Genomic DNA, 7243 nt, shown 5'->3' on the forward strand with positions numbered 1-7243 from the left:
GCGAGCGCCGCCGCGCTGATATTTGCTCTGGCAGGATGCGGCACTGAGCCCGCGCAGCAGAGCGACGTCACACCGGAACAGAGTGAGGTCACTGCCGGTGAGCCGCCCGCAATGGTCGAGACCATGCCCGTAGCGGACGAGCCGCCCGCCGCGTCTGCCCCGGCGGCGCCGACCGAAGAAGCGATGCCTCCGGAGAAATCCCGCCCCAAGCAAGAACCCGCCGCGAAGGCCGCTGTGCCGCCGCGGGCAAAGGCCGCGCCGGAAGCGCCGAAACCTGTCGAACCCGAACCCGATCCTCATGCCGGGCACGATATGGACAAAAAATAAGGAGCATGTGCCGACGCGGCATGTCGCCCGGGCGGTCGAGGACAAGCTGCGCGAAGTGTCCGGCATCGCCGCGCCCGGCATGCCGCGCGGTCGGGCGCTGCTCGATGCCGCAGCGAGAGATATAACCATATGGAATAACCATCTCGTTTATAGCGATGAGTGGTGATTATTTCTGGTCATGCCAAGGCCGCGAAGATAGCTCGGTGGCGAAGCCGAGAGCTTTCGCAAATGGGAGGGGACCATGAGAAAATTGCTTCGCACGAGTGGCTCGATTATCGCCGTCCTGGCAGGCATGTCGGCCGCCGCCGCCTTCGCGCAGGATAACGCCAAAGAGGCGCCGGGGCCAGGCGCGTCGCAGGGCGAAATCGTCGTGACGGGTACGCGGCGGAACGATCTCAAGGCGGCCGATTCCGCTCAGCCGATCGACATCATCACCGGTGCCGAACTGCTCGAAAAGGGCACGGCCGACATGAATGATCTCCTGCGCACCGAGGTCCCGTCGCTCAATGTCCAGCGCCTCGTCAGCAACGACGGCGCCGTTTTTACCCGGCCTTTCTCGCTGCGCGGCCTGCCGCCGGACCAGACGCTGGTGCTCGTGAACGGCAAGCGGCGCCATCGCGGCGCGACGGTCCAGTTCACCAATGTTCCCTATATCCGGGGATCGCAGGGACCCGATCTTTCGGCGATCCCGTCGATCGCGATCGGCCAGCTCGAGGTTCTGCGTGACGGCGCGTCGGCGCTCTATGGATCGGATGCGATCGCCGGCGTCCTCAATTTCGGTCTGCGCCGCGACCGCGAAGGCGGATTGCTGATCGCCCGCTATGGCCAATTCTATAAGGGCGACGGCGAGGATTTCCTCGTCCAGGGCAATGTCGGGCTTCCCTTCACCGACGCCGGTTTCGTCAACATCAGCGGCGAATATGTGAACGCCAGCACGACGTCGCGCGGCATTCAGCGTCCCGACGCGCAGGCGCTCATCGATGCCGGCGTTCAGGATGTCCCGGTCCCGGCGCAGCGCTGGGGAAATCCCGAATCCGAGGCGGCGCGCATCTTCGTCAATGCCGGCATCGAACTGTCGGAGGAGATGGAATTCTACACCTTCGGCAACTATAGCTGGAGCCGCGGCACGACGGCCTTCTTTTACCGCAACCCCGATGCCAGCTTCATTTCCACCTCGATTCCGCTCACCAATACGCCCGGAGGACAGCGGTTCAGCTTCCGCCAGCTCTTTCCCGGCGGTTTCACCCCGGATTTCGGTGCCACGGTGACCGATGCGGCGCTGGCGGCCGGCCTCAAGGGCGAATTCTCCTCGGGCCTGACCTATGACCTCAGCGCTTCCTATGGTCAGAACCATGCTTCCTACCGGATCGAAAATACGGTCAATCCGTCGCTTGGCCTCGCGTCGCCGACCTCCTTCAAGCCGGGGCAGCTCGAGCAGCGCGAACTCGCTTTCAATCTCGATCTCACTTACCCCATCGCGATCGGCACCTCCGATCCGCTGACGCTTGCAGGCGGTCTCGAGTATCGGCGCGAGACATATGAGATCACGGCCGGCGACATCGCATCATGGCAGGTTGGTCCTTTCGCGTCGGTCATCGATCCCGATACCGGAAACCGCGTCGGACTGCCGGTCGGCTCGAACGGCTTCCCGGGCTTCAGTCCCATCCAGGCGGGCGAGTTCGCGCGCAGCAACTGGGCCGCCTATACGTCGCTCGAAGGCAATCTCACCGACGCGCTCCAGTTCGGCCTTGCCGGCCGCTACGAGAATTACTCGGACTTCGGCTCGAAATTCACCTGGAAGATCAACGGGCGATATGATTTCTCGGACGTCTTCGCGGTGCGCGGATCGGTCAACACCGGCTTTCGGGCGCCGACGCCGGGCCAGTCGAACGCCTCGCAGGTCCAGACCAACATCGACTCGATAACCGGGGCGCCGCTGACCGCAGGCATTATCGCGCCCAACAATCCGGTGGCGCAATTCTTCGGCGCGACGCCGCTTCGGCCCGAGAATTCGTTCAACGTCGCCGGCGGCATCGTGGTGAAGCCCTCCAATCGCATCACCTTCACGCTCGACTATTTCAACATCAAGGTCGAAGACCGGATCGCCGTATCGGGCAATTTCAATCTCACCCCGGCGCAGCGTGCGCAGCTCGCGGCGCTTGGCATTCCCGGTGGGGATTCCTTCCAGCAGGTGAGCTTCTTCACCAATTCCTTCGACAGCCGCACCCAGGGCGTCGATGCGGTGCTCACCGTGGGCTTCGACCTCGGCGACGGCAAGGCCACGCTCGGCCTCAACGGCAACTATACCAAAACCGATGTCATCAAGGCCTCGCCGGTGATCACTGCGGACCGCGAGCGGCTGCTCGAACTCGAGGGCTTCGTTCCGAAGTGGAAGGGCAATGCGTCCTTCACTTATGCGGGCGAGCGCTTCGGCTTCGTCGCGCGCGCGAACTATTATGGCAAATGGACCGACTATGGCGCCGCACCGGCTGCCGACCAGACGGGCGGCGCCGAACTGCTGGTCGATCTCGAGCTGTCCTACAAGGTTAGCGACATGCTCAAGCTCGCGGTCGGCGGCGAGAATATCTTCGACAATTACCCCGACGTCGAGGCGCGGCAATCCCAGATCAACAACGGGATCCGATATCTCCGCTTCGCGCCGACGGGGTTCAACGGGGGCTTCTGGTACGTCCGCGCGACCGCCTCCTTCTGATCGGTGGCCGTGAGGGCCGTGCGGCGTCTTGTGTCTTCAGCTGGCGTCGGAGCCGAACATCGCGTCGCGGTGGGATTCGAGCACCGCGATAAAGGCCGCAGCGACTTGGGACATCGGCCTCAACTTCGGCGTGAAGAGCATATATTCGAAATGGACCTCCGGCGCGAAATCACGGACCGTAAGGCCCCGCTCGGCATAATCCGCTGCGGTCACGGGGTTGAGAATCGAACATCCGACCCCCTGCATGACAAGCGCGCAGATGGTCATCGCATATTGGGTTTCGATGACCATCTCGCGGTGGACGCCCGCGTCCTCGAAAATGCGGTCGATGCGGTGACGCACGCCGTCCTCGAGCGCGAGCGAAATGAAGGGCTCGCCCTCGAGATCGGCCGGCCGGATGACGTCCTTGACGGCCAAGCGGTGGCCGGCAGGGAGAACGCAGGCGCCGGGGCAGCGCAGGAAGCGCTCCATCCTTATGCCGGGCAATTCGCGCGCCGGCGTCGCGAGCCCGATGTCGAACTGCTGGTTCGCCATCCATTGCCGCACCGTCGAGGAACTGCGGGTCTGGAGCTGAACGGTGACGCCGGGATGTGTCTCGCGAAAGGCCGCGATCACACGCGGCAGGAAACTGACCGCGAGCGCCGGAAGGGCGGCGATCCGGAGCGTGCCGGTCGCCATGTTGCGGATGTCTTCCGCTACCCGCTTCAGGGCCGCAATGCCCGAGAAGCTCCGCTCGACTTCGTAGAAAAAGGCGTCGGCTTCGGGCGTCACGGTGAGCGCGCTGCCGCGCGAACGCAGGAAGAGCTGAAAGCCCAGCTGATGCTCGAGCTCGGCAAGCATCTTGCTCACCGCGGGTTGCGACAGGTTGAGCGACTGCGCGGCCTGGGTGACCGATCCCGAGAGCATCACGGCCCTGAAGGCTTCGAGGTGACGCAGGTTCATCGGACATCGCTCCCTATAGCTATTTCTTATGGCGCTAGCATTGAAAGCCTCGTTTATGAATAGGTCGCACGCATCGCGCCGCTGGTTACCGGCGCTGCTCGCCGCAGGCGCCCTGTTACTCGGCGGCTGCGGCCGCGAGCCCGCCGGCACCGGTGGGCATGAAATCGCCGCGGCGAAGGGATCGACGCTTGCGCGGATTCGCGCGCGCGGAACGCTCAATTGCGCAATTCATACGGGGCAGCTCGGCATGTCCTATCTCGACAAGCGCGGGCGCTGGCAGGGGTTCTTCGTCGACTACTGCCGGGCGCTCGCCGCTGCGGTCCTCGGCGATGCCCGCAAGGTCCGGTTCATGCCGGTCGCCTCGAACAAGCGCTTCACGATCGTGCAGACGGGCGAGGCCGACGTCCTGTCGCGGACGACGACATGGACGCTGACGCGCGACACCGACCTCGGGGTGAATTTCGTCGGCACCATGTATTATGACGGGCAGAGCTTCCTGGTGCCCCGGCGATCGGGTGTGCGGCTTCCGACGGATCTCGATGGCGCATCGATCTGCATCACCAAGGGGACGACCTCCGAACTCAACACCGCCGAATATTTCGAGCGCAAGGGGCTGCGTTTCCAGTCGGTCGTGTTCGAGAATCCCGAGGAAGCCAAGCTCGCCTTCTTTGCCGGGCGGTGCGACGCGATGACCACCGATGCCTTCACGCTGACCGTGATCCGTCTCGCCGATACCGCGCATCCGGACGATTATGTTGTGCTGCCCGAACGACTCACCAAGGAGCCGGTAGGTCCCGTCGTGCGCAGCGACGACGAGCAATGGTATGAGATCAACAAATGGGTGCTGAACGCGCTCTTTGCTGCCGAGGAAATGGGGGTCACCCGCGCGAATGCAGCGCGCATGCGCATGGCCTCGCGTGACCCCGAAGTGCGCAAGATGCTCGGCGGCCTGCCCGGATTCGGCAAGTCGCTCGGCCTCGACGATGACTGGGCGTATCGCGCGATCGAGGCGACGGGCAATTATGGCGAAATCTTCGACCGGCACATTACGCCGCTCGGCGTCGAACGCGGACAGAATAAGCTCTATCGGGACGGCGGGCTGATCTACCCGTTGCCGATGCGATGACTCATACACACAGGCGGCTTGCCATCGCTGCGTTGCCCTGGCTGCTTTTGGCGGGCGGGCTTGTGGTCGCCTACGGCCTGTTTGCGACATTGGCGGACAATCTCGCGGACCGAAACATCCGGACGGGGTTCGGTTTCCTGTTCGACCGGGCGGGTTTCGCGATCGGTGAAACGCTGATTGCTTACGCGCCGGGCGATTCCTATGCCGCGGCGCTGGCGGTGGGTCTTCTCAACACGCTCCTGATATCGGCGCTCGGCATCATCTTCTCGACCTTGCTCGGCCTGGCAGTTTGTATGGCGCGCCTGTCGTCCAACTGGATGCTTGCGAGGCTCTCTGGCCTTTATATCGAGCTGGTTCGCAACATTCCGCTGCTACTCCAGATGTTCGTCTGGTACGCTGCGCTGCTGTTCGGTCTGCCCGGCCCCGGTTCTGGCGCCATCGGTGCGTTCGATCTCGACAATCGGGGGTTGCACCTCCCCGCGCTCACCCTGGCCGGTCCGGGAAGGGCGGCCCTGCTCATCGCTATCGTTGCCTGTGCGATCCTGCTGGGTGCCGTGCGGCGAGGAGCCGTTCGCACGCGCACCGCGCTGGCCTTCGCCGGCATCTCCCTGGTGCCGCTCTTGCTGTGGGGTGGGATTGATCTGCCGCGGGCGGGGCGCTTCGGAACCGTCGGCGGACTGTCCTTCTCAACGGAGTTTCTGACTCTGGTCACCAGCCTTTCGGTCTATGCCTCGGCCTATCTGGCCGAGATATTCCGCAGCGCGATCCTCGCCGTTCCAGCAGGGCAGAGCGAGGCCGCCAAAGCGCTCGGCCTGTCGCCCGCGCAAACGATGGGACGGATCGTGATCCCGCAAGCGCTGCGCATTGCCATACCGCCGATGACGAGCTGGCATCTCAACACGATCAAGAACAGCTCCCTGGGCGTCGCGATCGGATATCCCGAATTTGTCTCGGTGGTCGATACCGTCATCAGCCAGACAGGTCAGGCGATCGAAGGCGTCGGTCTGATCGTCGCGACGTTTCTCCTGCTCTCGCTGTCCTTGGCGTTCGTTACCGGCCGCTATGCCCGCCGGTTGGGCTGGACCGTTGCCGGGCAGCCCGGCCGCAGCATCCAGTCGGCGCCCCTCGAACCCTTTCCGCTACGCTCGGCGGCGGCCTGGCCGTCGTGGATGCGGCGCAATCTGTTCAGAGGAGGACGCCAGTCGATACTGACCATCGCGATCCTCGCCATGACCGCGGCTTTCGTCGGCAAGGGACTCTCGTGGCTGCTGTTTGAGGCGACATTCGCCGGGGGCGCGGCCGATTGCCGTTTGGCCAGCGGTGCCTGCTGGCCATTCCTCCGCGAAAATGCGCGGCTTATATTGTTCGGAACCTATCCCGAAGCCGAGCAGTGGCGGTCCGCAGCGGCGGCGGCGGCGCTGCTTTCCTGCCTCGCGTTCTCCTTCGTCCCGCGATTTTGGCGTAGCCGCCTCGGCCTAGCCTGGCTCGGCGCGATCGCGGTGGCGGTACTTCTGCTGCGCGGCGGGTTCGCGGGCCTTTCCTATGTGCCGATGGAGAAGTGGAGCGGCCTGCCGGTCACATTGCTGCTCGCGAGCCTTGCGGTGGTCGGCGCGTTTCCGCTGGCCATACTCCTCGCATTCGGCCGCAGGTCGTCGCGGCGCGGGATTCGCTGGCCGAGCATCGCCTTCATCGAGCTGGTTCGTGGAACGCCGCTGATCGGCGTGCTCTTCCTCGCCGCGGTCCTGTTCCCGCTGTTCGTGCCCTCTTATCTCTCGATCGACAGCCTGCCGCGCGTCCAGCTCGCGCTCATATTCTTCACTGCCGCCTATATGGCCGAGGTCATCCGGGGCGGCCTGCTGGCGGTTCCCGTCGGGCAAGCCGAGGCCGCGCATGCTCTTGGCCTCACCAAATGGCAGGCGCGGCGCCATATCCTGTTGCCGCAGGCGCTGAAAGTCAGCGTGCCGGGGCTGGTCAACACTTCGATCAGCGAGGTCAAGAACACGACGCTCGTCCTCATCGTCGGCGTCTTCGATTTGTTGCAGACGACCCGCCTCTCCTACGTCGAGGCGCAATGGCGACCCTATTTCGCCGAAGCCTATCTTTTTACCGGGACAATCTTTTTCCTCCTCTGTTTC

5 protein-coding genes and 1 pseudogene are annotated in these 7243 nt (G+C 64.1%); 5 read left to right on the forward strand and 1 reads right to left on the reverse strand.

What is annotated here, in order from left to right; all coding sequences use genetic code 11:
* The 3 genes and pseudogenes from JNM03_RS01995 to JNM03_RS02005 form a co-directional block, all read left to right on the forward strand.
* A pseudogene (locus JNM03_RS01995) lies at positions 1-327 on the forward strand (hypothetical protein); the annotation flags it as partial.
* A 7-nt stretch (positions 328-334) separates the two neighbouring features.
* Positions 335-493: a hypothetical protein gene (locus JNM03_RS02000; RefSeq protein WP_231292907.1), complete on the forward strand. Its 159-nt coding sequence runs from the start codon at positions 335-337 to the stop codon at positions 491-493.
* Positions 494-568: 75 nt separating this feature from the next.
* On the forward strand, positions 569-3040 hold the full coding sequence (locus tag JNM03_RS02005; protein ID WP_054589301.1) for a TonB-dependent receptor: 2472 nt from the start codon (positions 569-571) through the stop codon (positions 3038-3040).
* 36 nt (positions 3041-3076) lie between these two features.
* On the opposite strand, the gene JNM03_RS02010 is transcribed toward JNM03_RS02005, so the two are convergent.
* Positions 3077-3982 (reverse strand): LysR substrate-binding domain-containing protein, encoded by a 906-nt coding sequence (locus JNM03_RS02010; RefSeq protein WP_003046376.1) that lies wholly within the window; start codon positions 3980-3982, stop codon positions 3077-3079.
* Between the two features lie 55 nt (positions 3983-4037).
* Here JNM03_RS02010 and JNM03_RS02015 point away from each other — a divergent pair, with 55 nt between their 5' ends.
* Together JNM03_RS02015 and JNM03_RS02020 are read left to right on the forward strand one after the other, a co-directional pair.
* Positions 4038-5108 carry an amino acid ABC transporter substrate-binding protein gene (locus JNM03_RS02015; protein ID WP_003046368.1) on the forward strand — a complete coding sequence of 357 codons (1071 nt, stop codon included), beginning with the start codon at positions 4038-4040 and terminating at the stop codon, positions 5106-5108.
* On the forward strand, positions 5105-7243 hold a 2139-nt coding region (locus JNM03_RS02020), incomplete at its 3' end, for an ABC transporter permease subunit (RefSeq protein WP_294033984.1). The genes JNM03_RS02015 and JNM03_RS02020, both read left to right, overlap by 4 nt.

It is taken from the genome of Sphingopyxis sp., assembly GCF_016793825.1.
GTDB lineage: Bacteria > Pseudomonadota > Alphaproteobacteria > Sphingomonadales > Sphingomonadaceae > Sphingopyxis.

Coding starts and splice junctions, on each gene's coding strand:
- JNM03_RS02010 (WP_003046376.1), bottom strand. CDS start 3,982: ATGAACCTGCGTCACCTCGAAGCCTTCAGGGCCGTGATGCTCTCGGGA.
- JNM03_RS02015 (WP_003046368.1), top strand. CDS start 4,038: ATGAATAGGTCGCACGCATCGCGCCGCTGGTTACCGGCGCTGCTCGCC.
- JNM03_RS02005 (WP_054589301.1), top strand. CDS start 569: ATGAGAAAATTGCTTCGCACGAGTGGCTCGATTATCGCCGTCCTGGCA.